This is a genomic window from Acidovorax sp. K2F, from assembly GCF_025246485.1.
GTDB classification, from domain to species: domain Bacteria; phylum Pseudomonadota; class Gammaproteobacteria; order Burkholderiales; family Burkholderiaceae_C; genus Acidovorax; species Acidovorax delafieldii.
On record NZ_JAOBSQ010000119.1, the window covers coordinates 1 to 501 of the forward strand.

Below are 501 nucleotides of genomic sequence, written 5' to 3' on the forward strand. Positions count from 1 at the left end.
AAAGTCAGCGGTGCTCGCTGCTGACGGCGTGCTCCTAGACATGTCTATGGGTCCGGAAGAATGGGCCAACGAGACCCGCTCTCGGCCTCCGACTGGGCGCATGTTGGACGATCTGAAACACCATCTGCACGAGGCTGTGAATCAAATCGAAGCCGCACAGGACTTCGACCCAGGCCCGCGCCGCCTGCTGATGCTTCTATTGCGTGAGGCCGTTGCACAGGACCACGCGCTCGGTCGTGCATTCGGTGAGGCTCTTGCCAAACGCTACCAGTCCTTGCGCTATCTCGCTGCAGGTGCAGGAGGTCAGCTGGCGACCACCGAAACGATGGAGATTGCCAGCGACACGCCGCTCGTAAATGCAGGGAAAGACGCCGCCAACATCGCGCTCTGGTGCTCCTACGACATCGAGACACTTGCAGCGGAGGTGACGTTGCTTGGGGAGGAATGCGACTTCGAGGGGAATGTTGGGCTCGGTGCAAAAGCGCGCTGCTTTGGCGTTTG

The 501-nt window shown here is 60.5% G+C and carries 1 pseudogene; it reads left to right on the top strand.

Going from position 1 to position 501, the window contains the following annotated elements:
• Positions 1 to 100: 100 nt before the first annotated feature.
• A pseudogene (locus N4G42_RS25520) lies at positions 101 to 501 on the top strand (hypothetical protein); the annotation flags it as partial.